The sequence below is a fragment of the Myceligenerans indicum genome, assembly GCF_016742955.1.
Classification (GTDB): Bacteria; Actinomycetota; Actinomycetes; order Actinomycetales; family Cellulomonadaceae; genus Myceligenerans; species Myceligenerans indicum.
The window spans coordinates 1-26,301 of record NZ_JABBYC010000056.1 but is presented as its reverse complement, the minus strand read 5'-3'; the positions used below and the strand labels follow the sequence as shown (position 1 = coordinate 26,301).

The 26,301-nt window shown below is 71.9% G+C and carries 18 protein-coding genes, 2 tRNA genes and 1 pseudogene; 9 read left to right on the top strand and 12 right to left on the bottom strand.

Annotated elements, in window-relative coordinates:
* Positions 1-263: 263 nt before the first annotated feature.
* Positions 264-336 (bottom strand) — tRNA-Ala (locus HGK34_RS19500).
* A gap of 279 nt (positions 337-615) precedes the next feature.
* Here HGK34_RS19500 and HGK34_RS19495 point away from each other — a divergent pair.
* The gene (locus HGK34_RS19495) at positions 616-2,952 is read left to right on the top strand and encodes a pectinesterase family protein (protein WP_201850530.1); all 2,337 of its coding nucleotides are present in this window, start codon (positions 616-618) and stop codon (positions 2,950-2,952) included.
* A 77-nt stretch (positions 2,953-3,029) separates the two neighbouring features.
* On the opposite strand, the gene HGK34_RS19490 is transcribed toward HGK34_RS19495, so the two are convergent.
* The gene (locus HGK34_RS19490) at positions 3,030-4,319 is read right to left on the bottom strand and encodes a hypothetical protein (RefSeq protein ID WP_201850528.1); all 1,290 of its coding nucleotides are present in this window, start codon (positions 4,317-4,319) and stop codon (positions 3,030-3,032) included.
* 182 nt (positions 4,320-4,501) lie between these two features.
* On the bottom strand, positions 4,502-6,814 hold the full coding sequence (locus HGK34_RS19485; protein ID WP_201850526.1) for an LLM class flavin-dependent oxidoreductase: 2,313 nt from the start codon (positions 6,812-6,814) through the stop codon (positions 4,502-4,504).
* Between the two features lie 123 nt (positions 6,815-6,937).
* Here HGK34_RS19485 and HGK34_RS19480 point away from each other — a divergent pair, with 123 nt between their 5' ends.
* On the top strand, positions 6,938-7,474 hold the full coding sequence (locus tag HGK34_RS19480; RefSeq protein ID WP_201850523.1) for a MarR family winged helix-turn-helix transcriptional regulator: 537 nt from the start codon (positions 6,938-6,940) through the stop codon (positions 7,472-7,474).
* 34 nt (positions 7,475-7,508) lie between these two features.
* Here the strand turns inward: HGK34_RS19480 and HGK34_RS19475 are convergent, their stop codons facing one another.
* On the bottom strand, positions 7,509-8,165 hold the full coding sequence (locus HGK34_RS19475) for a GNAT family N-acetyltransferase (protein ID WP_201850521.1): 657 nt from the start codon (positions 8,163-8,165) through the stop codon (positions 7,509-7,511).
* Between the two features lie 135 nt (positions 8,166-8,300).
* On the opposite strand from HGK34_RS19475, the gene HGK34_RS19470 reads away from it, so the two are divergent.
* On the top strand, positions 8,301-8,960 hold the full coding sequence (locus HGK34_RS19470) for a 5-formyltetrahydrofolate cyclo-ligase (protein ID WP_244666961.1): 660 nt from the start codon (positions 8,301-8,303) through the stop codon (positions 8,958-8,960).
* 48 nt (positions 8,961-9,008) lie between these two features.
* On the opposite strand, the gene HGK34_RS19465 is transcribed toward HGK34_RS19470, so the two are convergent.
* Positions 9,009-11,768: a penicillin acylase family protein gene (locus HGK34_RS19465; RefSeq protein ID WP_201850537.1), complete on the bottom strand. Its 2,760-nt coding sequence runs from the start codon at positions 11,766-11,768 to the stop codon at positions 9,009-9,011.
* On the opposite strand from HGK34_RS19465, the pseudogene HGK34_RS23660 reads away from it, so the two are divergent.
* Positions 11,659-12,129, top strand: a pseudogene (locus tag HGK34_RS23660) (FmdB family zinc ribbon protein); the annotation flags it as partial. The gene HGK34_RS19465 and the pseudogene HGK34_RS23660 overlap by 110 nt on opposite strands.
* 14 nt (positions 12,130-12,143) lie before the next feature.
* Here the strand turns inward: HGK34_RS23660 and HGK34_RS23655 are convergent.
* Complete coding sequence (locus tag HGK34_RS23655) at positions 12,144-12,353, bottom strand: hypothetical protein (RefSeq protein ID WP_307816116.1); 210 nt, start codon at positions 12,351-12,353, stop codon at positions 12,144-12,146.
* A 217-nt stretch (positions 12,354-12,570) separates the two neighbouring features.
* On the opposite strand from HGK34_RS23655, the gene HGK34_RS19455 reads away from it, so the two are divergent.
* Together HGK34_RS19455 and mscL are read left to right on the top strand one after the other, a co-directional pair.
* Positions 12,571-13,290, top strand: coding sequence for an RcpC/CpaB family pilus assembly protein (locus HGK34_RS19455; protein WP_201850517.1), 720 nt, complete (start codon positions 12,571-12,573; stop codon positions 13,288-13,290).
* 157 nt (positions 13,291-13,447) lie between these two features.
* On the top strand, positions 13,448-13,867 hold the full coding sequence (mscL, locus tag HGK34_RS19450; RefSeq protein WP_244666960.1) for a large conductance mechanosensitive channel protein MscL: 420 nt from the start codon (positions 13,448-13,450) through the stop codon (positions 13,865-13,867).
* Positions 13,868-13,971: 104 nt separating this feature from the next.
* Here the strand turns inward: mscL and HGK34_RS19445 are convergent, their stop codons facing one another.
* Positions 13,972-14,238, bottom strand: a complete 267-nt coding sequence (locus HGK34_RS19445; RefSeq protein WP_201850541.1) for a hypothetical protein — start codon at positions 14,236-14,238, stop codon at positions 13,972-13,974.
* A 66-nt stretch (positions 14,239-14,304) separates the two neighbouring features.
* Positions 14,305-18,435 carry a PDDEXK-like endonuclease domain-containing protein gene (locus HGK34_RS19440; RefSeq protein ID WP_201850516.1) on the bottom strand — a complete coding sequence of 1,377 codons (4,131 nt, stop codon included), beginning with the start codon at positions 18,433-18,435 and terminating at the stop codon, positions 14,305-14,307.
* A 227-nt stretch (positions 18,436-18,662) separates the two neighbouring features.
* Between HGK34_RS19440 and HGK34_RS19435 the strand changes: the two genes are divergently transcribed.
* Positions 18,663-19,262, top strand: a complete 600-nt coding sequence (locus HGK34_RS19435; RefSeq protein ID WP_201850514.1) for a hypothetical protein — start codon at positions 18,663-18,665, stop codon at positions 19,260-19,262.
* 30 nt (positions 19,263-19,292) lie between these two features.
* Here the strand turns inward: HGK34_RS19435 and HGK34_RS19430 are convergent.
* A tRNA-Arg gene (locus tag HGK34_RS19430) sits at positions 19,293-19,368 on the bottom strand.
* 34 nt (positions 19,369-19,402) lie between these two features.
* Positions 19,403-20,350 (bottom strand): L,D-transpeptidase, encoded by a 948-nt coding sequence (locus HGK34_RS19425; protein ID WP_201850513.1) that lies wholly within the window; start codon positions 20,348-20,350, stop codon positions 19,403-19,405.
* Between the two features lie 129 nt (positions 20,351-20,479).
* Between HGK34_RS19425 and HGK34_RS19420 the strand changes: the two genes are divergently transcribed.
* Entirely contained in the window at positions 20,480-21,940 is a 1,461-nt protein-coding gene (locus HGK34_RS19420) for a helix-turn-helix domain-containing protein (protein ID WP_201850512.1), read from the top strand.
* A 62-nt stretch (positions 21,941-22,002) separates the two neighbouring features.
* Here HGK34_RS19420 and HGK34_RS19415 read toward each other — a convergent pair whose 3' ends face one another.
* On the bottom strand, positions 22,003-23,196 hold the full coding sequence (locus HGK34_RS19415; RefSeq protein WP_201850533.1) for an MFS transporter: 1,194 nt from the start codon (positions 23,194-23,196) through the stop codon (positions 22,003-22,005).
* Between the two features lie 440 nt (positions 23,197-23,636).
* A complete protein-coding gene (locus HGK34_RS19410) occupies positions 23,637-24,887 on the bottom strand; it encodes an ROK family transcriptional regulator (protein ID WP_307816114.1) in 1,251 nt (416 codons plus the stop codon).
* Between the two features lie 113 nt (positions 24,888-25,000).
* Between HGK34_RS19410 and xylA the strand changes: the two genes are divergently transcribed.
* Entirely contained in the window at positions 25,001-26,158 is a 1,158-nt protein-coding gene (xylA, locus tag HGK34_RS19405; protein ID WP_201850510.1) for a xylose isomerase, read from the top strand.
* The last annotated feature ends 143 nt before the right edge of the window (positions 26,159-26,301 follow it).

Below are 26,301 nucleotides of genomic sequence, written 5' to 3'. Positions count from 1 at the left end.
TCAGCCCGGCCGGCTACGACACGACCGCGACCCCCGAAGAAGGACTCTGGACCCGCAAAGGCTGGGCCGGACGCCCCAGATGACCCACGACACGCCCGAGACAGACACACATTTTGGCCGCTAACCCCCAACGGTCGGTGCCCCAACCGTGTCACGAACCGTGTCATCGTCATCGCATCGTCCCTAAATGTCCGATGCCTCGCGAGCTCCCGTCAGGGAACGAAAAAGGCCGCTGATCTGCGGATCAGCGGCCTTTCACCGGGTGGAGCTAGGGGGATTCGAACCCCCGACCTTCTCATTGCGAACGAGACGCGCTACCAACTGCGCCATAGCCCCGAGTGCTGGAACAGATTAGCACTGCACCTGCCTGGCTCCGCAAATCAAAGCGGGTGGCGCACGCCACACAACGCCAGGCCACGGGCCTGTCGGCCCCTAATCCACGGCTCCCGGCACGCGAGCGCCGCCCGCCGACCGGTCCGGCTTGACCGTTTAGGTCATCATGACGCGCTTGCCACCCAACACCCGATTTACTACGTTGCAGATCGCATCGCGCAGGCCTCTCCGCAGGCCAGCACCACTCCGCGCGCCGTATCCGACGAAGGAGTTGGACCGATCGTGACCCATCGACCACGCGGCGGCCTCGCCGCGACCCTCACCGTCGTGGCAGTACTGGCCGCCACGCTCTCGATCACCGCGATCCCCACCGCCCGGGCCGACACCCCCACTGCGGGTGACACCTACACCCTCACCGCCGGCCACACCGGCATGTGCCTCGACGTGCCCGGCGCCTCGGACGAGCCCGGCACCGTGCTCCAGCAGTGGGGCTGCACCGACGGCGCCTCGTGGGAACAGTTCCGCCTGGTGGACGCCGGGTCCGGCGCCTTCGAGATCGTCAACGCCGGCAACGAGCTCTGCCTCGACGTGACGGGCGGGTCGACGGCGATCGGCGCCGAGGTGCTGCAGTGGCCCTGCAAGGGCTCGGCCTGGCAGCACTGGACGCTGTCACCGGCCGCAGGAGGTGCCTACCAGGTCGTCAACGTGAACAGCGGCCTGTGCCTGACGGTGCAGGACGGCTCGACGTCGTCGGGCGCACGGACCGTCCAGGGCCAATGCACCACGGCCGACGACAAGAGGTGGAGCCTCGACCGCGTCGGCAGCAGCGACGGCGGCGACTACACGGTCGCCTCCGACGGCACGGGCACCTACACCACGGTCCAGGCGGCGGTGGACGCCGTCCCGTCGGGCAACACGGAGGCGGTCACGATCACGATCAAGCCCGGCACGTACCGCGAGAAGGTGACGGTGCCGTCGAACAAGCCGTACATCTCCCTGATCGGCGGCGGCTCCGAGGACACCGTCATCGTCGGCAACGTCAGCGCCGGGCAGGCGGGCAGCCACCGGGGCAGCGCGACCGTCGTCGTCGAGGGGCACGACTTCTTCGCCGACAACCTGACGATCGAGAACGACTACGACGAGGCCGCGAACGGCCGGTCACAGGCCCTGGCCCTGTACCTGAACGCGGACCGGGCGGTCCTCGACGACCTGCGCCTTCTCGGCGACCAGGACACGTTCCTGGTGAACAACAACGCCCGCGCGTACGTGAGCGACACCTACATCGAGGGCACGGTCGACTTCATCTACGGCGGCGGGATCGCCGTCTTCCACCGTTGCTCCATCTACGAGAAGCGCTCCACCGGCGGCCCGATCACGGCGGCGAGCACGCCGGCCGAGAACCCGTACGGGTTCCTCTTCTACAGGTCCCGGATCTCGGGCGCCACCGACGACAGCACGCAGCTGGGCCGTCCCTGGCGGCAGGGCGCGCAGGTGGTGTACCGGGAGTCGGAGCTGTCGGCGACCATCGAGACCGCCCAGCCGTGGACCGACATGGGTGACGCCACGTGGCAGGACGCCCGCTACTTCGAGTACGCGAACACCGGCCCCGGAGCCACGGTGAACGGGAACCGCCCGCAGCTCACCGCGGCCCAGGCCGCGAACTACACGCCGGAGCGGTACCTGGCGGGCGGCGACGGCTGGGACCCGATCGACCGGTCGGGCTCGGCCTGGCCGCAGGAGCCCGACGGGTTCGCGGCGCTGGACGGCGGCACGACGGGCGGCGCGGGCGGGCAGACCGTCACCGTCACCACGTACGACGACCTGGACCGCTACGCCACCGCGTCCGAGCCGTACGTGATCCGGGTCGCGGGCGCGATCTCGGTCGAGCCGTTCGGCCACGAGATCCGCGTCGGATCCGACAAGACGATCGTCGGCGTCGGCACCAGCGGCGAGATCGTGGGCGGCGGCTTCTTCCTCGGCGAGGGCACGTCCAACGTGATCCTCCGCAACCTCACGATCCGCGACACGCAGATGGCCGACGACGACCCGGACGACAAGCTCTACGACTACGACGGCATCCAGCTGGACACCGCCGACCACGTCTGGATCGACCACAACCGCATCACCCGGATGAACGACGGCCTGATCGACAGCCGCAAGGACACCACGAACCTCACCGTGTCCTGGAACGTGCTGGAGGAGGGCAACAAGGCGTTCGGCATCGGCTGGACGGACAACGTCACGGCCCGGATGACGATCCACCACAACATCATCCGCGACACCAACCAGCGCAACCCCAGCATCGACAACGTGGCCCGCGCCCACCTGTACAACAACCTGCTGCAGGACATCACGAGCTACGGCAACCTGTCCCGCGGGTCGGCCCGGGTCGTGATCGAGAACAGCTACTACGACACGGTGCACGATCCGTTCTACCGCAACGCCGACACGGCGTCCCTCAGCCAGAGCGGCAGCATCCTGGTGAACACCACGGGCCGGGCAGAGACCGGCGGGACCACGTTCACGCCGTCGGACTACTACACCTACACGCTCGACCCCGCGGCGGACGTGCCGGCGATCCTGTCGGCGAACGCGGGTCCTCAGCCCTCGATCGGCTGACCGCGCGCATCAGGGCCTGGTGACACGGAACGGGCTCGCAGGCGGTGGCGCCGCCCGCGAGCCCGTTCCGTCGTCCGTCATCCGGCCGCGCGGCGCCGGGCCAGGATCTGCTCCAGCGGCTGGGCGAGCGTCTCGTCCGGTACACGCGGAGCCGGACGCATCAGCTCCTCCTCGTCGGGGTGCATCGCCGTGTCCGACGACGGTCCGGGCGCGCTCTCGCCGCCCGGACCGCTCGCACCCGCCCGTGCCCGCTCGACAGGCTGGTCGCCGGGCCCGTCACGCATCGGCTTCCCGGCCGAGGCCCTCATGGCCGCCGCCAGCCGCGCCGAGGCGTCGTCGGACCGGTCCTCGCCGTGCCCGGCAGTGCCGGTTCTGGCCGCGCCCGCCTTCCCGGTGTTGCCCTTCCCGGCACCACCGCTCCCGGCACCGTCCTTTTTCCCGGCACCGTCCTTCCCCGCGCCGTCCTTCGACGCGCCGTCCTTCGACGCGCCGTCCGCACCCCGGGCGGCGGGCCTCGCCGTCAGCCGCGGTGCGGCCGGCTTGGTGACGTAGGTGGGCAGCGGCACCGGAACGGGATCCCAGGCGCCACCACCGACGCCCGGGCTCTCCGCGCCCTCCGCGTCGTCGGACGCGCCCTCCTGGGCCGGTGCACCGGTCTCGTCCACGACCTTCGCGCGTTCCGGTTCGGGCGCGGTCAGGAGTTCGTCCAGCACGCCACGGCTCTTCTTCGCGGCGGGGACCACCTCCTGGCCGGGCTCGGCCACCCGCATCCGGTTGCGCGGCGCATACGGCCCGCCGTTGGCCAGCGCACGCGCCTGGGTGGCGCGCTGCCGCGCGGCACGCCGGGCGGACTCGACAGCCTCCTCCGCCCTGCGGGCGCCGATCGCGGCGCGCCTGCCCAGCGCGAGCGCTGTGACCAGGAGCGCGGTCGGCGCCGCGGCAACACCCCAGTGCAGCGGCACCACGGCCACGGCGACCCATGCGGCGAAGGAGGAGACCAGGAGGAACAGGGTCAGCACGAACCGGCGCCGGGCACGTACCGCCCGCCGCGCACGCTGCTCCGCGAGCGCCCGGCGCTGCGCGGGGCTCTCCACCTCCTCCGGGACGCGCACGAGCGGAGCCGGGCGCGCCCCGGTCAGGCGCGAACCACCTGTCCCGGTCGTCATGGCTTCTCCTCGCCTCTGTTCGGTCGGCCCCGTGCGGAAGACCGCGCCGCCGCTCACCGCGACGACACGCAACCCCACCGAGTACCGGTCGCCGGACCGTGCCTCCGCGAGTTCCGTGCGGTGACGGATCAGCTGCGGCGCCCAGTACCCCAGCCACAGGACGAACAGCGCGACGGCTGTCACCCCTGCGGCAGATTCCACGACACGACGTTAGGTGGTCGTCAAGGTCTCTCACCCGGCGACACGCCCGGGCCTCCAGGAGTGCCCGATATGAGTCCCGGATCGGTCATGATGCGGTGGGCTCTCCACCATGTCCGACGCCGGCGCGTCGGGCCAGGCAATTTCCTGGCCGCGGCATGCGCCGCCGGCAGGTGTCCCGGGCGTCAGGCGGCCCGCTGCCCCGCCGCGGAGTTCGGGGTGTCGGCCGGCGGGATCGGGAAGTTGGACCGGAAGACGTTCTCCGGGTCGTGGACGGCCTTGATCTCTCGAAGACGCGCGAGGGTCGGCTCGGGGAACGCCTCCGCCAGCCTCTCCGGCCGGGTGTCCGTGTCGAAGGACAGGTAGGAGCCGTCCTGCACGGGTCCGATCTCGGCGTCCCACACCTCGTTGATCACGGCTTGCGTGGACGAGAGGCCTGTGAGCTGGAAGTTCTGGTGCCGGTGGGCGTATGCGGTGGCGTCGGCGGCGAGGTCGTGCGCGGCCGCGCCCGTGGCGCGGAGCTGGGTGAAGTGCGACGCGCCGGAGGCGAGCAGCTTCTCGATCGCACGGCTCGCGTCGCGGTCCAGGTGGGTGAGCAGGCCGGACCGGGCTGCGGGGCTGCCACCGCCGGTGTGGTGGCGGGGCTGCCGGGAGACCGCGGCCGAGTACGGCACGAGCTGCGCCTGATGTCCCAGGAGGGGGCCGGCCTCGGCCAGCGTCTGCAGGGCCGCGACGGCGTCCTCGGGGTCGGCGTCACCGCCGTCGGCCGCGTACATGCTCATGAGCTGGGCGATCGGCCCCTGGCCGCGGCGAGCTGGGGCAAGGATCATGAACGACGTGAGCCCGCGCGGGGCGGCCTCCATGGCGGCCCCCCACTTCTCGACCAGCCCCGCGGTGTCGGTCGCGTCCAGCACCATCTGGGAGAAGGCGACGTCGCCGATCACTCCGGCCTCCAGCTCCAGCCAGGTCACGACGCCCAGGTTGCCCCCGGCTCCCCGCAGCGCCCAGTACAGGTCGGGGTTCTCGGCGGCGGACGCGCGAACCAGCCGCCCTGCCGCCGTCACCAGCTCGGCGGCGACGACGCGGTCGATGGTCAGCCCCTGGAGCCGGCCCAGGAAGCCGATGCCTCCGGCGGTGCCGAGACCGCCGACGCCGACTCCCCCGTGGTCGCCGGAGGTGATCGCCCAGCGGCGCGGGGTCAGCGCCTCGGCCACCTCGCCCCAGGTGGCACCGGCGCCGATGCGGACGCGGCGGGTGGTCTCGTCGACCACCTCGACCGAGCGCAGCGCGCCGACGTCGAGCACGATGCCGCCGTCGTTGGTGGATCTGCCCGAGATGCCGTGTCCCGCCGACCGCACGGCGAAGGGAACCTGCTGCTCGCGCGACCAGTCGAGCGCCGTGACGATCTCGCCGGCGTCCTGCGGGCGCAGGACGATGCCGGGTTCGCCGGCACGCAGGTAGTTGTGCCGCACCGCCTCGTACTCACGGTCGCCGGGCTCGACGGCGTGCTCGGCGAGGCCTACGGGAAGCGACGCGTAGTCGATGCCGTCCCGGCGCGCGGCCAGCGCCTTGGTGCCGCGCCGCGCGGAGGCCGGTGTCGTTCCCCGCGTCCGGCGGGCGGCGGCGACGGCCTCTCGCACGGCCGGGGCGATCTCGCCGCCGAGGGTCTCGATGAGGTCCGGGTCGTCCGCCGCGACGATGAACGTGCCGATGCCGTCCTCCAGCGCCAGCCGGGTCAGTTCCTCGACCCACTGGGAGACCGGCCCTCGCAGGAACCCGTCGCCGTCGGGCCGGATCGTGCCGCCCAGGTTGAGCAGGCGGCGGATCTCGGCGGGGTCTCGTCCCGCCCCGGTGGCGGCCTCGTCGATGACGGCGTTGCCGCGGGCCAGGTCACCGTCCCCGAGGTAGGACAGCGAGGGGAGCCACCCGTCGGCCTCACGGCCGATGAGCCTCAGCATGCGGGGCTTGTACGCACCGAGCCACACGGGGATGTCGTGCGCGGGCGCCGGGCCGCGCTTGGCGCCCGTCACGCGGTAGTGGTCGCCCGCCACGCGCAGCGGGGAACGGTTCTGCGGATCCCAGACGCCGCGCATGATCTCCAGCGCTTCCTGGAGGGCGTCGACCGCCTCCCGTGGGGAGCGGCGCGGACCTCCCATGGCCTCGATCGCGTCCCAGAAGCCACCGGCGCCGAGGCCCATCGCGACCCTTCCGCCGGACAGCAGGTCCAGGCTCGCCGCCGCACGGGCGAGCACCGCCGGCTGGCGCAGCGGAAGGTTGAGCACGTTGCCCGACACCGTGATCCGCTCCGTCGCGGCGGCGACCCACGCCAGCAGGGTCCAGGTGTCGTGGAAAGCCGGTTGGTAGGGATGGTCCTGGAAGGTCGCCAGGTCCAGGCCGGCTCGTTCGGTCAGCTGCGCGAGCCGGACCGCCACCTGCGGATCCGCGTTGACCGGGGTGAGGAAGGTGCCGAACTGCAGTTCGTGCCCGTAGTCCGTCATGTGGGGTGCCCTGCGATTCTCTCGGTGGTGTCCGGCCCTGCCGGGCCGACGAAATCATCTGTGCTACAGACGATATCAGGGACAACTCATCTTCGTGACCGCAGGTTCCGCTACGATGGCGGCATGCCCACACCGACGCCCGCACACCAGGCGGCGCAGGACGGCGCGCCCGCCGCCGCTGCGGCGGGTCCGAGCCTCGGTCTGAGCTGGTCGCTCGTGGCCCTGCTGCGGGAGTGGAGCACGCGCGTCGACGCCGCCACCGAAGAGCTGCCCCAGGGCATGCGCGGCTATCAGGTCCTCCGCGTCGTCGTGCACGACTCACCCCCCACGCAGGCCGCGCTCGCCGCACGCCTGGGGATCGACCGGACCGTCATGACGTACCTGATCGACAGCTACGTGGAGTGCGGGCTCGTCGAACGGCAGCAGGACCCGGCGGACCGCCGGGCGCGCCGCATCGTGGCCACCGCCCACGGCCGGAAGGTCCTGGCCGGCGTCGACGTGCGGGTCGCGGCCGCGGAGGAGGACCTCCTCTCCGGCCTCCCGCCCGAGGACCGGGTGCTCTTCCGTGAGCTGCTGGAACGAGCCGCACGCGGGGTCACGCAGGACGACGACCCCTGCGGTGTGGTCGCACGGGCGACGACACCGCCCGACGGGCGCTGACCCGACCGCGGCGCAGCGGCCCTGCCGGACCCGCCTATCCGTCCCGGGTCTGCTGCCAGCGCGCCAGCAGGCCGCCCGGGACCTCCTCCGCGGTCAGCGCGAAGGTGCGGTGGTCGCGCCAGGTCCCCTGGATGTGCAGGAAGCGCTCGCGCACGCCCTCGTCCCGGAACCCGAGCTTCTCCACGACCCGCAGGCTGGGCTTGTTCTCGGGGCGGATGTTGATCTCGATGCGGTGCAGCCCCAGCACGAACCAGCAGTAGTCCGTCGCCATGGCCACACTGGTCGGGATCACGCCCCGGCCGGCCACGTGCTCGGACACCCAGTAGCCGATGCTCGCCGAGCACAGCGATCCGTACGTGATCGACGCGACGGTGAGCTGGCCGACCAGCTCGCCGTCCAGCTCCACCCCGAACGGCAGCAGGATCCCCGACCGCGCCTGGTTGGACAGGGTACGCACGTACTCGCCGAACGACGCCGCCGTCATCCGGTTCTCACCGGTGAGGGGCGACGTCGCCTCCCACCGCTCGAGCCAGGTGGCGTTGTCGGCGCGCAGTTGCGACCACACCTTGCTGTCACGTCGCCGCAGGGGGCGCAACACCACCACGCCGCTCGGGGTGTCCTCCCGCAGCGTCACGGGCCATGGCTTGGACACGGTCCATCCCTTCACGACGATCCCCGTCGTCTCCGACATTCCTACCTGCACCCCCAGATGCGCCCGCCACCGGACGCCGTGCTCGCCTGCAGAGGGTCTACCACGACCAGCGGCCGCTGACCTGCCGAAGCCCGTTTCACGGAGGCATCCGGGAATCCTGGAACAATAGCGCCCATGAAGGGCGCCCCGATTCCGACATCACAGCCGTACCCGGTCCAGGCCGGGATGGAAGCAGAGGACGCCAAGGAGGAACTCCGCCGCGCCATCCGCAAGCAGCGCAACGGCCGCACCCCGAAGCAGAGGGCGCAGGCCGAGTCGGCGTTCGCGGACGTGGTCTCCTCCATCCCGGAGGTCAGGGACGCCGCCGTCGTCGGCATGTATGCGGCGCGCGCCGCCGAACCCGCGACCGGCCGGCTCATGGACCTCCTGGCAGGCCGCGGGGCGCGAGTGCTGCTCCCGGTGCTCGGGTCAGGCCTCGCACGGGACTGGGCGGACTACACCGGGCCCGACGACCTCCTGGAACGCGCTCCCGGCCGTCCGCCGGAACCCGGCGGGCCCACCCTGGGCCAGGAGGCCCTCAAGCTGGCCGACGTCGTCGTCGCGCCCGCCCTCGCGGTCGACACGCGCGGCGTCCGGCTCGGTCAGGGCGGCGGCTGGTACGACCGCGTGCTCGCGCACGCCCGTCCGGGGACCAAGGTGGTCGCGATCGTCTTCCCCGAGGAGGTGTACGACGCCGCGGAGCGTCCCCTGCCCTTCGAACAGCACGACCTGCCGGTTCATGCGGTGGCGACCACGACGGCGTGGCACTGGCTGGGAGACGGCGCGGAGCGGTGACGCCCGTCCGCAACGACGTCACCGCCCCGGCGGGGGCGCCCCGGCTGCCTACGGTGTGAGCGTCAGCTCGTTCTCCATGGCCGCCTCGACGGCACCGCGGGTGAACGGCCAGGCGAAGGTCTCGCCGTCGGCCCACTCGTCGAGCTGGTCGTCGTAGTGGCTCGAAGCCGGGTGGCCGGACACGCCGGTCACGGTCACCCAGGTGGAGGCGTCCAGATCGGCCATGTCCACGACCATCCGCATGGACGGCCCGGACGTCACCGTGAAGCTGTCCGACGCCGCGTCCCAGGATGTCGCGTTCACGATCGAGCTGCCTCCGGCCACGCCCCGCGGTGCGGGGTTCATGAACGTGCGGATCAGCGACGGGACGTCGGAGCCGCCGAGCACGGGATGCTCCAGCTCGAGCTGGTGCAGCATCCCCCAGGACCAGTCCCCCGGGTCCTTGCTGATCTCGACCGTCATGTCCTGGCGTGCGCTCTTGAGCGCCTGGGTGAGGATCTCGTCGCGGCTCTCCCGCACGGAGATCGTCGTCTTGTCGTCCCAGAAGGCGTTGTCCTCGTCGTCGAGCATGCCCTGCACGACGGCGAGCCAGCGGTCCCCGCCTTCCGGCCACATGCTCTCGGGCAGCTCGTCCTGGAAGGTCGCCGCGAGCAGGTTCCGCCAGACCGCGGCGAAGTAGGCCGCCGCCGCGGAGTCCTTCCCCATGGTGCGGTCCCAGTCGCGCAGGAGCCGCTGCCCGTCCGCGTCGTAGTCGTCGTCGAGGTTGATCTCGAGCAGCACGGGCACGAGAAGATCGGCGAACGCGCTCCAGTCGTCGTTCTGGATGGCGGACATGTCCTCGGCCGTGAACCGGCGGCCGGAATCGATCTGCTCGGTGAGCAGCGTACGGATGCGCTGCGAGCGGAAGCCGTAGTCCCAGTCCCCCGAGAGGAACGGGCCGGACCCCTTCGGCGACACCGCCTGGTTCGCCGCCACGATGAATCCCTCGCCCGGGTCCTGCGCCCGCGGCATGTTCTCCGGCTTCACGTAGCCGGTCCAGTCGTACCTCGCGTCCCAGCCGGGCCGAGGCCACGAGCCGTCCGAGCTGACCTTGCCGGGAACCTGTGCGCGCACCGGGATCCGGCCCGGCGCCTGGTAGCCGATGTGCCCGTCGGCGGTCGCGTAGACGATGTTCTGCGCCGGCACGTCGAACAGGGCGGCCGCCTCACGGATGTCCTGGGCGTTCCGCGCCGTGTCGAACGCGAAGACAGCGTCGGCGGTGCGGCCCGGCTCCAGCGCCGTCCATCCCAGCGAGATGGCGTAGTCGCCGAGGTCCGTTCCCTCCTCGGTGGGCGACTGCACCAGGGCATCCATGTTCGCCTCACCCGCCGCGTCGTCGTCGAGGACGTCCGAGATCAGCGGGCCGTGCACCGTGCTGCGGACCGTGAGGTCGACGGGCGAGCCGCCGGTGACACGGATGGTCTCGTCACGCGTCTCCAGATCGACCCACTTGTCGCCGCGCTTGTACGTCGTCCCGCCGCGCACACGCTCGATGAAGAAGTCGGTGACGTCGGCGCCCATGTTGGTCAGGCCCCAGGCGAGATCCGCGTTGTGCCCGATGATCACGCCCGGGAAGCCGGCGAAGCCGAACCCGGCCGTGTCGAACGGGCAGGCGTCGGTGACGGTGGTGCAGTGCAGGCCGATCTGATGCCAGATGCCGGGCGCCTGGAGACTGAGGTGCGGGTCGTTGGCCAGCAGCGGCTTGCCCGACTCCGTGTACTGCCCGGAGACCGCCCACGAGTTCGAGCCCGTGCCCTCGCCCCGCGCGATCTGCTCCGGAACGGCGGCGAGCGCGCGCTGCGTGGCGGTCAGCGCGGCGCGCAGGTCCGAGTCGTGGAGCGCACCCTCCAGGCCGGCAGACGCGCTATCCGTCGTCGTGGTGCCGTCCGTCGTCGTGGCGTCCGTGGCGGTGCCGTCGGTCGCGGTGCCGTCCGTCGTTGCGGCGCCGTCCGTCGTCGTGCCGTCGGTCGCGGTGCCGTCGGTCGCGGTGCCGTCGGTCGCGGTGCCGTCGGTCGCGGTGCCATCCGCGGTCGCGTCGCCCGCGGTCTCGGATGCGGTTTGCGCGGCGGTTCCGGCGAGGATCGGCTGGTTGCCGGCGACGTCGAACTCGGGGAACAGCTGCGCCACCTGGTCCGGGTCCTCCAGGGTGCTGTAGGCGAGCGCGCGGTCGAGTTCGTCGTCGTAGTTGGATCGCAGGTCCCAGGCCATCGCCTTGAGCCAGGCGAGCGAGTCGACCGGATCCCACGGCTCCGGCTTCTCGACGGCGACACTCGCACCGAGGACCGTGTACTCCACGCCCAGCTCCGAAGGTGACCTCTGGGAGATGTAGGCGTTCACACCGTCCGCGTAGGCGCGCAGGTAGTCCTGCGTCTCGGGGCTGAGGAGCTCCAGCTCCTGCTCGGCCACCCGGCGCCAGCCGAACGTGCGGATCAGCTTGTCGGCCGCCAGCGCGGACTCGCTCTCGCCGACGAGTTCGGACAGCCGGCCCGCCGTCACGTGCCGGCGGAAGTCCATCTCGAAGAATCGGTCCTGCGCGTGCACGTATCCCTGCGCGCGGAACAGGTCGGTGGCCTCGTCGGCGTAGAGCTGCGGGACGCCTTGCTCGTCCCGCAGCACGCGGACGTCCGCCGTCAGTCCCTCGAGCTGAACCGTACCCGCGGTGTCGGGCACGGCCCGGCGCCCGATCGCCCAGCCGAACGTGGTGACCGCGGCCAGCACGAGCACGACGACGACGGCGGTGCCGATCGCCAGCTTGCGCAGCCGGGACATCGCGCGCCGCGTGGGCTCGCCGGCATCGGGTGCGTCCGGTGTGACGGTCTCGTTGGACGTAGGCGCTGACACGCAGGCGAGACTACCGGTAGTCGCCGACGCTCCCGAACCCGTACCAGCGGTGGGACCGTATCTCCCGGTCGCCGGGAGCTCGGAAGATCTGCGGCGCCGACAGCGTTATGATTGGCACTCGCCAACCCTGAGTGCCAGAGGAGATCCCGTGCCTACGTACGCGTACCGGTGCACCGAGTGCGACCACGCCTTCGACATCCACCAGGCGTTCACGGACGACGCACTCACCGCCTGCCCCGAGTGCTCCGGCCGCCTGCGGAAGGTGTTCGGCTCGATCGGCGTCACGTTCAAGGGATCGGGCTTCTACCGCAACGACTCACGCAGCGGGTCGAAGTCGGGCGCCTCGTCGTCGCGCTCCTCCTCGTCCGGCTCGTCGTCCTCCAGCTCGTCGTCCGGAGCCTCGGGCTCGAACGGTTCGACGTCGGGAAGCTCCTCGTCCGGCGGCTCGTCGAGCTCGAGCGGCTCGTCCTCCGGCGGTTCGTCCTCCGGCAGCTCGTCGTCGACCAGCTCCACCGGCGCGAAGGCCGCATCGTCCTGATCGTTCCGCGCCTCTGACGCGTCCCGCCCGGCGGCGCGGTCGCGCCGGTCCCACGGTTCGGCGCCGACCGCAGACGCGGACGACGCCGAGCACGGGCGCGGACGCAGACCACAGGTGCCCCGTCGAGCACTTTGTGCACAGGCCCTGGTCGAGCGCTCCGCACCGGCGCGGGAACGCGCCTAGCGTCCTGTCATGACCTTTCTCGGCAGCCTCGTCAAGCGCGGCGTCCCGGGCTCGTGGGACGTGACCGGCCTCGCCCATCGCGCCCGGCAGCACCTGTGGCGTCATCGTGTCCTGCTCGCCGCGATCTGCTGCGGGCTGGCGGCCGTCAACACGGTGCAGGTCCTACGGCCCGCGCCGCCGCCGTCGGCCCCGGTTCTGGTCACCACCCGGGCCGTTGCCGCCGGCGCACGGCTCACCGGTGCCGACGTCGCACTTCGTGACGTCGCGGTGGGCATCACCCCGCCCGCCTCGCTGCGCAGGCCGGAGTCGGCCGTCGGGCTGACCGCTGTCGTCCCGCTGCCACGGGGCGTGGCCCTGCACGCGGGAATCCTGTCCGACGGCGGCGTGCTGTCCTCGGCGCCGCCCGGCACCGTCGTGGTTCCCGTGACACTCGCCGATGACGGCGTGGCGGCACTTCTGCGTCCTGGCGACCGCGTGGACCTGCTCGCGCCCGGCGTCGCCCCGCTCACCGGGGACTCTTCGGACCGCTCGGCGACCTACCTCGCGAAGCGTGCACTGGTCCTGCCCGCCCCGGCGCGCCGGGTCTCCCGGAGCACGGCTTCCACCGGGCTGCTCGGCGGAGGGTCCGACCCACCGCCCGTCACGCTCGTCGCGGTAGCTCCGTCAGAGGCTCCAGACCTTTCCACCATAGCCGGAATGGGCACCGTGTCGGCCATCCTCGTACGTTGATCCGCCTGGGCGAACAGCACCGTTCGTCCGTTCCGAGATGCGGGACCGGGGATTCGCCCGCAGAATCTCCTCCGGGCCACGGCAGCACGCCGGCTCCCGAGAGCGACCGGCGCCTCACCAGCGTCGCGCCCCGTCCAGGACGAAGCAAAGGACTCCGATGCGCAACATGCTCAACGGCTTCAAGGAATTCATCACCCGCGGCAACGTGCTCGACCTCGCCATCGGCATCATCATCGGCGGTGCGTTCACGGCGATCGTCACGGCGCTCAACGGAAGCATCCTCATGCCGCTCGTCGCCTGGCTCTTCGGGGCACCGGACGTCGAGGGCTTCACCCTCGACCTCCCGAGTCTCCACGGTGGCAACGCGACGGTCTTCCCGATCGGCCTCCTCCTGCAGGCGATCCTCAACTTCCTGTTCGTCGCGGCCGCCCTCTACTTCTTCATCGTGCTCCCGATCGCGAAGCTCGCCGAGGCACGCAAGCCCACCGAGGAAGAGATCGAGGAGACGCTCGAGAAGGACGTCGAGCTCCTCACCGAGATCCGCGACCTCCTGCGGACACAGACCGCGGCACGCTGACGACAGCACCCTGAGGACGCGTCGGAACGGGGGCGCCGGCAACGCAACACTCGTGGCGTACGAGCGTCAGTTCCTGAGGCCGCGCGAGGAGCGTCGGAAGTGTGTCACCAGTGTGGCGGCACGTCCCGCAGCAGACGCTCGTCGTTGCTCTCGTGACCACCGGCGGCCGACTGCTCGCCCTTCGCCTCGCCCCAACCCGGTTCCCGCTCGTCGGAGCTCACTCCGAGCACGGCCTCCCGCTCGTTCCCGGGCCGCACCACCCGGCGCGCCCCACGGCGGCGGGGCCGTGCGGGGCCCGGGTCCGTCTCCTGAGGCCGAGGCAGCGCCGAGCTGCCTTCGTGCTTCTCGCCGGCGGCCGTTTCCTCACCCACGGCGCCATTCTCCCACTGCGGTGGCCACGTGAACGCGATGCGTTCCCAGGCTCGCCGTCGTCGGCCTCACCCCTCTACGACCTGCGGCACCTCCACGACACCCCCGGCTCCCACCCGGGCATCCCTCACGGCCAGCACCACCTGCCTGACCCGCTCCGCCTCGGCGTCCGGGTCCAGGAACGCGGCGGCCGACCACACCTGCGCCACCACCCAGCCGAGCTTCTCCAGGCGGTTCGCCAACTGCCGGTCGCGGACGCGGATCGACGGCTCGGCCACGTACGCCGCGTCGTCGGTCAGCACGGCGACCAGCAGCTCACCGGGCAGGTCCGGATGGCCGACGGCCAGCGGGATCCGCTCCCCGTCCCCGATCCCGTAGTCGGTCTCCACGACGAGCCCGGTCTTCCACAGACGCTCCCCGAGGTCGCCCACCAGCCGGTCCGGTTCACGGGCGACGTCCACCCCGTTCCCGAGCTCGACCTCGTCGGCCCGGCCGTCCCGCGAGGCGGCGAAGGCCAGCACCTCGCGCAGAAGCTTGGGGCCGGAACCGCGCAGGCGCTCCGCGTCGATGTCGTCGGCCCCGAAGCACGAGACCAGGTGCAGCCGCCTGCGGGTCGCGCCGAGCGCCCCGAGCAGCATTCCGTCGCCCCCTGCCTCGCCGAGCGCGCCGAACCGGTGCAGCACCCGCCCGTGGGGCGTCCGCCCGAAGCCGAGGGTCATCACGATCGTGTCGCGCTGCAGGCCCGCCACTCCCGTGACGTCGGCGACGACCACGGGCTCCGGCCGCTTGCCGGAGAAGAACGGCGCGAGGGCCGGGTTGGACCGCACCTCGGCCAGCAGCGCCTCGCGGATCCGGTCGGCGTGGGTGGGTGTCACGGTGACGATCCCGAAGGTCTCCTCGGGCCGGGTCATCGCATGCTCGATCGCAAGCTCCACCACACGGTCCACCTCGGCGCGGGTGGACTCGACGGCCCCCGAGACCGGGTCCGGCATCCCCGTGCCGTTCACGAGCCAGTGCCGCACCAGCGGCTCGGTCCGCGGAACGGGGGCCGGCCGCAGCAGGCCCTCGTAGCCGTGCTCGGCGAGAAGGGTGGTCAGCGCGGGGTCGCGCCGGCTCGGCTCGGACGCCAGCGAGACCGAGGGCAGCAGGTCGGACAGCACCCGGACCGCCGTGCCCGACGCCGAGCGCGGGTCCCCCACCACCATCACCTGACGCCCGCGAGCGATCGCCGGAACCACCATCTCCAGCGGTACGTGCTGGACGGCGTCGAGCACGACGAGATCCGTGGTGCGATCCGGCGGCAGCAGGTGCGGCACCAGCGTCGGGGTGGAGATCATCGTGGGGCGCAGGCGCCGTGCCACCGCACCGTGGCCGGCCACCATGTCGCGCACCGAGGTCAGCCCCTCCTCGACGAGCTCGGTGTACAGCGCCTCGGCGTCCTCGCGCTCGTCGCGCATCGCACTGCCGAGCTGCGCGCGGACGGCCACACGCACGGGGCCGGGCAGCGCGTCCACGTGCCGCACGTCCAGCTCACGGAACCGCCCGGCGAGCGCGTCGAGGCCGGCTCCGTCCTGTTCCGCGAGCGCCGGCTCCGAGCCGAGGATCTCCTCGAAGACGGACGTCCACCATGCCAGGTCCAGCTCGGCGCCGACCTGCGCCGGCTCGACGCGGCGTGCGGCGAGGTCGTCGACCAGGTCGTCGAGCCCGGCACCGCGGGCGCGCAGCAGGATCGCGGTGCGCTCGGGCAGGTTGGTCAGGGCGTCGGCGTCGTCGGCGAGCGCCTCGAGCCGCTGCACGAGCGCGTCCAGGTCGAGGTCGGTGAGTCCGCCGCCGAAGTGCGACGTGGCGAGGACGGGTTCGAGCGCCTCGATGTCGATGCGCACGGCCTCGTAGGTCTCCTCGATGGCGGCGAGTCCTTCGGGCAGGGTGGGCCAGCCGCCGCGGGGGCACTGTGCCTGCCAGACCTCGCGCTGGTCGGCGACCTTCAGGAGCGATTCGTGCATGTTGGCCAGGCGCACTCCGGGACGCACCATCCCTCGGGCGCGCTTGCGCAGCCGGCGCCGTTCGAGCCAGCCCATCTCGATGCCGTGCTCGGCCCTCCAGGCGCCGGAGGCGGTCGCGTGGACGAGGTCCTCGGCGGCTCGTTCGAAGACCATCGGCTGGAACACGTCGAGGGTGCCGCGCATCCCGGCCAGCATCGCGAGCTGTTCGGCCCATTGCGCCAGGCAGGTGGCCGGGACCAGTCCGGTGACCTGGACGACGTACTCGATCTGTTCGCGCAGCCGGGGCAGGGTGTCGTCGTGCAGCCGCCGTACCCGGGTGAGCGCGTCGCGGGCGGCGCGGTCGGTGGTGATCTGCGCGCCGAACCACGGTGAGGAGGACGACTTGAGGGAGAACGCGCCCAGTTCGGCGGCCCGGGTGAGGTCGCGGGCGTGGTCGGCACGCCGGGTCTGGGTGAGACCGAGGACCGAGCTGGACGACAGCCGCACGGTGGTGGAGGGCGCGGGCTTCTGGGACGTGAGCCGCGCGAGTGCCTGGAGAGCGTCGTAGGCACTGACCTGCCACGGTTCCCGCGTCTCGTGCAGGGCGTCGATGTATCCGGCGAGCTGCGAGCGGGCGCCGATGAGCGCGTCGCGGACGCGGGCCATCGAGTCGGTGTCGACGGTGCCGACTCCGGCGGTCATGGCCGTCAGGAGGCGGTGCGCGACGGACTTTCGCCAGGACGGGGTGGGTGCGACGTCCAGCAGCAGCCCGTCGAGGCCGAGGGATTCCAGGCGCGCGGTGAGTGCGTCGGCGGCGCGGCGGTGGCCGGGCACGTACAGCACCGACCGGCCCGAGGCGTTGGCCTCCGCGACGACGGCGGCCAGTGTTCCGGCGACGTCGGACCCCACGGGGGCGTCGACGAAGAGGTGGTTTCCGGTGGCCAGGACGTCCACGACGTGTCGCTGCGGCGGGTCGAGGTCCCCGACGCCGCGTTCGCGTGCCGGGTCGGCGTCGCCTGTCCTGGGCTCGGGCAGGTCGAGGGCCCGCAGCGCCCCGACGGCCGTGTCGACGCCTCCGGCCGCCGCGACCACCTCGTGTCGTTCCAGGGCCGGAGCGAGCTCGTCGAGGTCGTCGACGAGCACTTGGCCGGGGTGGACGAAGGTGCCGACCAGGACGCGCTGGTCCAGCTCGAAGTCGGCGAGTACGGCGTCGCCGAGCGAGGCGATGCGGCGCAGGACGTCGGTGGGGTCGAAGCCGGCGATGGTGAATGCCGCGTCCGCCAGTGCGGCGGGGTCGATCAGCGCGCCGTGCTCGCGCAGTGTCCGGGCGACCACGGGGTTGATCTCGGTGGCGGCCTCGAGCGTGATGTCGTAGTCGGCGTGGGTGTCGCCGCGCGGCGTGAGGGTGACGGGCCGCAGCAGCACGGGCGCACGCACGACGTTCGGTTCGTCGCCGTTCGTGCCCGACGTCTGGCGTGGGGCGTGGGCGCTCGGCGCGCGTTCGGGCTCGGGTGCCCCGGGCCGCGGCACGGTGGCGATCCGCACCGCGACGGGCGCCCGTCCGTCGCCGCTCGGGGTGTCCGTCCGGTCTTCCGGCGCGGGTTCCCCGGCAACGGTGGTGGCCCAGGGGTTGTCGGCGTCCTCCCCTCGGCCGGCGACCCGGGCGAGGGCCTCCATGTCGTCGCCGGCGCGGCCGGGGCCGGGCTGCTCCGTCCAGGTCGCGACCCCGATCGCGAGGTAGGTCGGGGCGACGCCGTAGCGCTGGGCGTGCTCGGCCGACCGTGCGGCGACGGCCTGTGCACGACGGCGTGCCGCGGGTAGTGCCCCGGGTTCGCGCACCAGGTTGGACAGGCGCGTGGGCCGGCCGGCGAAGAGCTGGGCGACTCCCGACGGATGCGCGGACGACAGGTCGATGACCGCCTCGCCGAGCAGGCCGATGTCCGCCAGGGAGGAGCCGCCGGCCAGTTCGACGAGTCCGGCGCGCCAGCCCGCTATCGACTCGGCGAGGTCCGGGTCGAGGTCTCCGGTGGTGCGGTCTTCGGTGGTGCGGTCGCCGGAGGGGGCGGTCCCGCCGGCCTGCGGGGGCTGATCCGCCGCGCCGAGGTCGCCGGCCGACGCCGGGAGATCCTCGGCCAGCGCCGCCGTGATCCCGCCGGACAGATCGTGCTCCGCCCCGGGGTCCCGGGCTGCTGTGGTCTGACGTCTTGCGGCGTTCACTCCAGCAAACTAACCGCCGCCTGCCCTCGTCCCGCGGGCGACACACCGGCCGACGCACCGACCGCGGACCGTGTGGCGCCGCAGGGCCTGCCCTCCCCAGGTCAGCGACACGTGTCCGACTTCTCCAGAAAAGAGGGGTCTGGCACATCACATGCGCTCAGGCCTCACCCGACCGACACTGGCGAACGTGCGGATAGTTCCGCACCACAGAAAAGGGGACCGTGATCATGGATCGGAAGATCCTTCGCATTCGCATTTCTGTAGCGATGACGGTGGGCGCTCTGGTGCTCTCCGCCGCCGCATGGGGCACCGGGCTCGACTGCCTGGGCCGGAACGAGGACGACGGCCTTCGCGTCCTGGTCGGGCCGGACAACGGCGGCGGGACGAAGTCCGTCCGCGCGGCCGTCCGGGCCTGGTCCGAGAGCTCGGGGCGCGAGGTACGGGTGGCGGTCGCCGCGGACATGCCCCAGCGGCTGTCCCGGGGATTCGCCAACGGCAATCCACCGGACGTGTTCGCGCTCGACGCCGACGAGCTCACGGCCTACGCGACGCGCGGCTTCCTGCGTCCGTACCGCGACGGTCCGAGCCCGGCCGAGCGGCTGAGGCCGGCGCTCGTCGAAGCACTCACCGTCGACGGGGACCTGGTCTGCGCACCGAAGGAGACCCGGGACACGCGCGACGTGGTGCAGCTGTCCGGCGGAACGCCGGATCCCGGCGCACGGCAGTTCACGGAGTGCTGGGGGATCGCCGCCGACTCGGCCGACCACGAGGCCGCCGTCGACCTGGTGCGGCACCTCACCCGGTCGGCGTCCGACGCCGACCGGTGACACAGCTTCTCAGGTGCGAGACCCGGGGGGTGGTGCGCCTGATTGGATTCGAACCAACGACACCCGCTTTAGGAGAGCGGTGCTCTATCCACTGAGCTACAGGCGCTCGGGACCACAGCGTAGCGTGAATCCGGAATCTCTCACGCCCGTACCATGACCGGCACGCCCGCCGGGAGGTTCTTGACCGCGTCGAGGCCTTCCGGCGTGAGCCGGATGCACCCGTTGCTGATCGCCTGCCCCTGCCCCACGCCGACATGCATCGCCGTGGCCGCGTAGTCCACGCCTGCGAAGGTGTCCAATGACTCCGACTGGGCCGACAGGAAGACACTCAGCCCCGTGTTCGACGCCATGGTCACCGTCATCACCTGCGATACCCCCTGCGGCGTCGGCGTGCCCGGCGCTCCGATTCCGGCGGGAACCACGGTCTGCCCGTCGTCGGTGTTGACCGTCACGGTGCGGTCGGACAGGTCGATGACGATCGATCGACTCTCCTGCTCGACCCGCACGGCCTCTCCCCGCACCCAGCCGGCCGTTCCGTTCACGGAGCCGGGATCGGACGACGGGAGCGCACCACGGCCGTAGGGCAGGAGCACCTGGACCCAGTCCCCCTCGGTCCTGAGCACCAGCCAGCGCGCGTCGTAGTCGTACTGGGTGGAGGGCAGCGCGAAACTCGGCGCCTCCGACACGTCGGGCTCGGCCCAGACCGCCGTTCGCTCCGCCTTCGGGACCGCGACCGTCCCGGGGAGGTCGTCGAGACGGGTGGCGCCGGACCGCGGCATCCACGGCATGACCGACTCGATGGTCGGCAGCTTGAGCGCGTCCAGGTCGAACTCGGCGGGCGTCGGGCTCGGCGTGGGCGACGGGTCCGGGGCGAGACTGACGGATCCGCTCGGCGTGGCCGCCCCGGCGGCCCAGCGACCTGACGGGTCATCGCGCAGCACCGCCACCGTCCCGGCCACGACGACCACGAGCAGCAGCACCACGCCGACGGCCAGGGCGGTGATCCATCCCTTGCCCAGCGTGCCCCGGGAGTCCGCACCCGACGCGGCGGACGGTCCGGCGTGACGCCGTCCCGCGGAAGTGTTCATCCTCGTTGCCTCCATCCGGACTCATTGTGCCGGGGACCCGGATCCGACGCCGACCGAAAACGGAATGTCACACACGTCCGATATCTTTCTGCCGCACGTCCCCAACCCCAGTGCCCCGAGGAGAGACAAGTGCCCCCGAACTCGCAGCAGCTCCGATCTCGCAGGCTGGTGCTGACTGCCGCCGTGTCCGTCGCTCTGGTCTCCACCGGTTCCGCCTACCTGGCGATGGTGCAGTTCGGCATCGACGTCCTGGCGATGAACGCCGGCACCGCCTACGCCACCGCCGGTGTCTTCGAACTCTCTCTGGTCACCGTAGCGCTCTTGGCCCGGGAGGCGGCCAAGGACAACCGCCCCGGTGGCACCCTGTTGACCCTGACCTGGGCCCTGTCGTCCGCGTCGGGGGCCTTCGCCGCCTGGCACGAGATCTTCATCGACCACCCGCTGGGCGCCGGCATCTTCCGGTTCCTGGTGCCGCTGCTGGCCGCCCTGATGTGGCACCTCGCCCTCATCGGGGACCGGCACCTGGCCACCGGGATGTCGTGGTCCGGCATGCGCCAGGCCCGGCGCATGCACGCGCTGTTCCTCACCACGGAGGACCTCTTCCGCGCCCAGAGCCTCCTCGACCGGTCGCGGCTGGCCCGGCGGCGTCTCCTGCGCGCCGAGACAAAGCGGCGGCGTGCCCGCTCGGTCGCGCTGCGGACGGTCCCGCCCACGGAGATGCACACCCAGGTCGCCGCCTGGGCCGAGGCGCTGGCCGCCGTCGGCGACGGGACTGCCGACGTCGCCCGCCTGCACGCCGCCGACCGGCGCCGGCTTGCCGGCGTCCTCGACGACAAGCTGGAGCCGGCCGCGCCGGAGTACGAGCGGCGCGCCGTCGACGCCGTCGTCGCCGAGCTCACGCACCCCGAGACCGCCGGCACGGCACCGGGCGAGACCAGGGGCAGCCGCGCGATCGAGAGTTCCTGGACACCACCGCAACGCCGAGAGCCGGTCGAGGCTCACGCTCCGGCGCTCGCCCCCGAGCCCGGTCCCGGCGCCGAGCGACGCCGGCCTCCCGGTGCGGGAGCCGCGGCAGCGGTCGCCGCGCTGACCGGAGCCGCCCCGCACGCCGCGGGCGTCCGGCCCATCGGCGCTCCGTCGCCCCAGGCACCGGCCCCTGTCCGGCCGCCGACCGGAGCGATCCCGCTGGCGACCGTCACGGCCCGGCCCGAGGAACGACGTCGTCCGGCCGCGCGCGACGATCGTCGCACCGAGGTGCGGTCGTCGGCGCCGGGTCCGCAGGCCGAGTCCACTCCGCCGCAGGCCGAGTCCGGCCGGTCGCAGGCCGAGCCCGGCCGGTCACGAACGGGGGCGGGTGAGAGCACGGAGTCCGGCTGGAGTTCCGCGAATCCCGGCCGGAAGGCCGCGCCCGCCGAGCGTCCGCGCGGCGCGCGGCTCGACGAGGCCGCGGTGAACCGCATCATCGATCTCTTCGCCCAGGGCTCGACCGTGAAGTCCATCGCGGCCCAGATGAACGTCAGCGAGTCGACGGTGCGCAAGCGCCTGAAGCACTTCGAGGCGACGGGCTCGATCCCGGTGGTGCGGACCTGAGGCGGCGGACGCTCGGTCCGCCTCCGGGCGGACGCCCTGCCTGCCGCCGTCGGCGATGACGTTCAGTCCGCCTCGGCGTGGGCGATGTGGCCGAGGGCGCGCCAGATCAGGGCGAGCGTGATTCCGGCCCCGACGAAGCCGAACCAGAACGGTGCGGTCAGGCCCCAGCGCTCGGCGATCACCCCGCCGAGGGCGTTGCCGAGCAGGATTCCGCCGTAGATGGACACCATGTTGAGCGCGCCCACCCGGCCCTGCAGTTCCGTCGGCGTGGCTCGCTGCCGCACGGCGTTCGCGATGGCACCCCACAGGAACGAGTACGCACCGAAGGCGAACATCGCGGCGAACGCGCCCCACTTGGTCGTGTTGAGAGCGAGCACGAGGTGCCAGAGCACCTCGCAGCTCAGCACCACCCGCATGATCGTGGCGAACGCGAACCGCCGCTGGAGCTTGTCGAACGCCGCCGTGCTCAGCAGGCCGCCCAGTGCCATCGCCGTGGTCAGCAGACCGAACTCCGGCTGGCTCATCCCCAGGTAGTCGGTCGCGTAGAGCACGAGCACGCCGATCGGGGCGGCGTAGGTGATGTTGAACGTCAGGATCGTGAGCATCAGGGTGCGTACCGCCGGCGCGCGCCACACCCAGCGCAACCCGTCGGCGATGTCCTTGCGGATGTGTGTGCCGAGGTCGTCGCGCACCGGCCCCCGAGGGGTGACGACCTGCGCGACCAGCACGATCGCGAGCGAGACCATGATCGCCTGGACCAGGAACGGCCAGACCATGCCGGCGGCGAACAGGAAGGCTCCCAAGGGCGGGCCCGCGAGCTGGTTCGCCGTGAGGAAACCCGCCTGCAGCCGCGCGTGACCGATCGCAAGGTCCTTCTTCGCCACCAGCATCGGCATGAGTGTCTGGCTGGTGGTGTCCGCGAACACCTCGGCGACGCCCAGGGCGAGCATCACGGCCAGGACAAGTGTGATGTTTACCACATCCATCACGATGAACGCGCCCAGAGTGGCGACCACGAGCACCCGCAGCGCATCCGCGACGATCACCATGCGGCGGCGGTCCACCCGGTCCGCGATCGCGCCTGCCCAGAGCCCGAAGAGGAGCCACGGGAGCTTGTTGAGCAGGGCGGCCAGCGCCACGAGGAAGGGTGAGCTCGTCTGCGACGCGACAAGGAGCGGCCCGGCTGCCATCGCGATCCCGTCGCCGATGTTGCTCACCCAGGATGAGCCCACCAACCACCTGAACGACCGTCCCATACGCTGTGGAAAGACGGCCTCGACGAACGTGCTCACGAGGCCGGGATTCTAGGTGACGACCTGCCTCGGCAGACAGTTGTTTTCCGGCCCCCGGCCCGCCCGAAACCTGGCCAGAGGCCCGTGACCGCAACCCGGGCCGACAGCACCACACTCCCTTTTCCGACATGGACCAGCGTCATGGACGATCGTCCAAAGTTGTGTTGACGCACGCCCGGATCGGGTGCAGACTTCTGGGCAGACGGTGCGCATCGCCCGCCCCCTGCGCGGTGCGCACCGTCATACCCCATCGGGCTTCGGCCCGATCGTGACGCCCCTTCGGACCCCCTGCCGGAGGGGCGTCACGCGTATCCGGAGGAGTGCGGCTCCCAGCGGCGCCAGGACCCCTGCGAGAACACCACCCACGTGGCGGTTCTCCCGCCACCCGCGTGGCGGTTCTCCCGTCAGACCCAGGCCGCCGGATCCCCCAGGACCCCGCGCAGCACCTCACGTGCGCCACCCGTGAGGGCCGCCTGCGCCCCGGCTCGTGCCGCACGCACCTCGAGATCGACGAACGGCGCCGCCAGGACCCGCTCGGCCAGCACGCCCTCGACCTCCGGCCGCAGCCAGGGCAGGAGGTCGGTGTAGATCCCGCCGAGCACGACGGTGTGCACGTCGACCAGGTTGACGAAGTCCGCGAGCGCCGAGCCCAGCGCCTGTCCGGCGCGTCTCACGGCGGCGTCGGCGGCTGCCTGGGCCGCAGGGGGGCGCCCGGACCCGTCGTCCAGGGGCTTCACGGGCCGGGTGTGCCGGGGGCCGAGAAGTGCGAGCAGATCGGTGAGCGGCGCGTCAGCCGGGAGGCCGGCAGCGCCGGCCAGCGCCTCCTTGCCGGCGAACTGTTCGAGGCACCCGCGGGCCCCGCAGGAGCATCGCGGCCCGGCGGGGTCGACGACGACGTGGCCCACCTCGCCGTTCCAGCCTCGTTCGCCGAGGAACAGCTCGCGTCCGACGACGATCGCCGCTCCGATGCCGACGTCACCGGAGACGTAGAGGAATGAGTCCGGCACGGCGGCGTCGGCGGAGACGAACCCCGGGCCACCGAGCTCGGCGAGAGCGGCGAGCTTGGCCTCGTTGGCGATCTCGACGGGAAGGCCGTCCAGTGCGAGCAGGGGCACGGGCTCGACGGAGGACCAGCCGAGGTTGGGCGCGACGTCGAGAACACCGGCGCGGGCGTCGACGAGGCCGGGCAGGGCGAGGCGGGCGCCTGCGAGGCGCATCCCGGCATCGTGGGTGTCGCGGGTGATGTCGCGTGCGATCCGGCCGAGCGCGCCCAGCACCTCGGCGGGCTCGCTGTCGTGGAACGTGCCGGGCACGACGCGTTCGGCGACGGTCGCGCCGGTGAGGTCGATCGCGCGCGCGCCGAGGTAGTCGACGTTCACCTCGAGCCCGAGGCCGAGCATGGAGCGCCCCTCCGGCACGAGTGGTACGGCGGGCCGGCCGGCTCGGCCGTCGGCGACGGCGGGCAGCTCGCGCAGGAGGCGAGCGCCGACGAGCTGGTCGACGAGGGTGGACACCGTCGCGCGGGTGAGTCCGGTCGCCGCGGCGATGTCCGCGCGAGACGGTGGTTCCGGCGCCTCGAAGACGGCGCGCGCGACGAGGCGGAGATTGCGCTCGCGCAGGGTGTGCTGGCGGGAGGCCGCCGTCGTCGTGGTCACGCCTTGACTGTAACGAAGTCTTCGAGGGATAGTTCATCCGTACAACAAATAGGCCCGCAGTGTCGCAGGGACACCGCGCCACGTATGCGGGCCCCCTCGATGAGGAGACCCACGTGAGCGACATCAAGTACTCCTTCGGCCTGTGGACCATCGGCTGGAACGCTCAGGACCCGTTCGGCGCCGCGACCCGGCCGGCGCTCGACCCGGCAGAGTCCGTTCGCAAGCTTGCCGACCTCGGCGCGTGGGGCTTCACGTTCCACGACAACGACGTCTTCCCGTTCGACGCGGACGACTCGGCCCGGCAGCAGCACATCGACTCGGTGAAGAAGGCCGCCGAGGAGACCGGCCTGGTCTGCGAGATGGTCACGACCAACACCTTCACGCACCCGGTCTTCAAGGACGGCGCCTTCACCTCGAACAACCGCCAGGTGCGCCGCTTCGGCCTGCGCAAGGTGCTGCGCAACGTCGACCTCGCCGCGGAGATGGGCGCCTCCACCTTCGTCATGTGGGGCGGCCGCGAGGGCACCGAGTACGACAACTCCAAGGACCTGGCCTCGGCCCACGCCCGCTACGCGGAGGGCATCGACACGGTCGCCGCCTACATCAAGTCCCAGGGCTACGACCTGAAGGTCGCCCTGGAGCCCAAGCCGAACGAGCCGCGCGGCGACATCTTCGCGCCCACCATCGGTCACGCCATCGCCCTGATCGACACGCTCGACAACGGCGACATCGTGGGCCTGAACCCCGAGACCGGCCACGAGCAGATGGCGGGCCTCAACTACACGCACGGCCTCGCGCTCGCGCTGTACTGCGGCAAGCTGTTCCACATCGACCTGAACGGCCAGCACGGCCCCAAGTTCGACCAGGACCTGGTGTTCGGCCACGGCGACCTGCTCTCGGCGTTCTTCACCGCCGACCTGCTGGAGAACGGCTTCCCGAACGGCGGGCCGCGCTACGAGGGGCCGCGCCACTTCGACTACAAGCCGTCGCGCACGGAGTACCTGGACGGGGTCTGGGAGTCCGCCAAGGCGAACATGGCCACGTACGACCTGCTCGCGGCCAAGGCCGCGGCCTACCGGGCCGACTCCGAGGTCCAGGCCGCGTTCGAGCACGCCGGAATCTTCGAGCTCGGTGAGTCCACGCTTGCCGAGGGCGAGACCATCGAGCAGTTCCTCGCCTCTGACGAGACGTACGACGTCGACGCCCTGGCCGAGCGGGACTACGGCCTGGTCAAGCTGCACCAGCTCGCGCTGAAGCACCTCATCGGCTGACGAGGCGACTCTCCCGCGGGCCTGGGGGGTCTGGGGGCTGTCTCTTATACACATCTCCGAGCCCACGAGACGGAGCTACATCCCGTATGCCGTCTTCTGCTTGAAAAAAGCGGGGGTGTTGGTAGTGTCGGAGAGGGCCAGAG

What these genes read in the sequence shown, in the direction of transcription:
- HGK34_RS19485 (WP_201850526.1), bottom strand. Translation starts at nt 6,814, where the DNA reads ATGACGGACTACGGGCACGAACTGCAGTTCGGCACCTTCCTCACCCCG.
- HGK34_RS19480 (WP_201850523.1), top strand. Translation starts at nt 6,938, where the DNA reads ATGCCCACACCGACGCCCGCACACCAGGCGGCGCAGGACGGCGCGCCC.
- HGK34_RS19475 (WP_201850521.1), bottom strand. Translation starts at nt 8,165, where the DNA reads ATGTCGGAGACGACGGGGATCGTCGTGAAGGGATGGACCGTGTCCAAG.
- HGK34_RS19470 (WP_244666961.1), top strand. Translation starts at nt 8,301, where the DNA reads ATGAAGGGCGCCCCGATTCCGACATCACAGCCGTACCCGGTCCAGGCC.
- HGK34_RS19465 (WP_201850537.1), bottom strand. Translation starts at nt 11,768, where the DNA reads ATGTCCCGGCTGCGCAAGCTGGCGATCGGCACCGCCGTCGTCGTCGTG.
- HGK34_RS19455 (WP_201850517.1), top strand. Translation starts at nt 12,571, where the DNA reads ATGACCTTTCTCGGCAGCCTCGTCAAGCGCGGCGTCCCGGGCTCGTGG.
- mscL (WP_244666960.1), top strand. Translation starts at nt 13,448, where the DNA reads ATGCGCAACATGCTCAACGGCTTCAAGGAATTCATCACCCGCGGCAAC.
- HGK34_RS19435 (WP_201850514.1), top strand. Translation starts at nt 18,663, where the DNA reads ATGGATCGGAAGATCCTTCGCATTCGCATTTCTGTAGCGATGACGGTG.
- HGK34_RS19425 (WP_201850513.1), bottom strand. Translation starts at nt 20,350, where the DNA reads ATGAACACTTCCGCGGGACGGCGTCACGCCGGACCGTCCGCCGCGTCG.
- HGK34_RS19415 (WP_201850533.1), bottom strand. Translation starts at nt 23,196, where the DNA reads ATGGGACGGTCGTTCAGGTGGTTGGTGGGCTCATCCTGGGTGAGCAAC.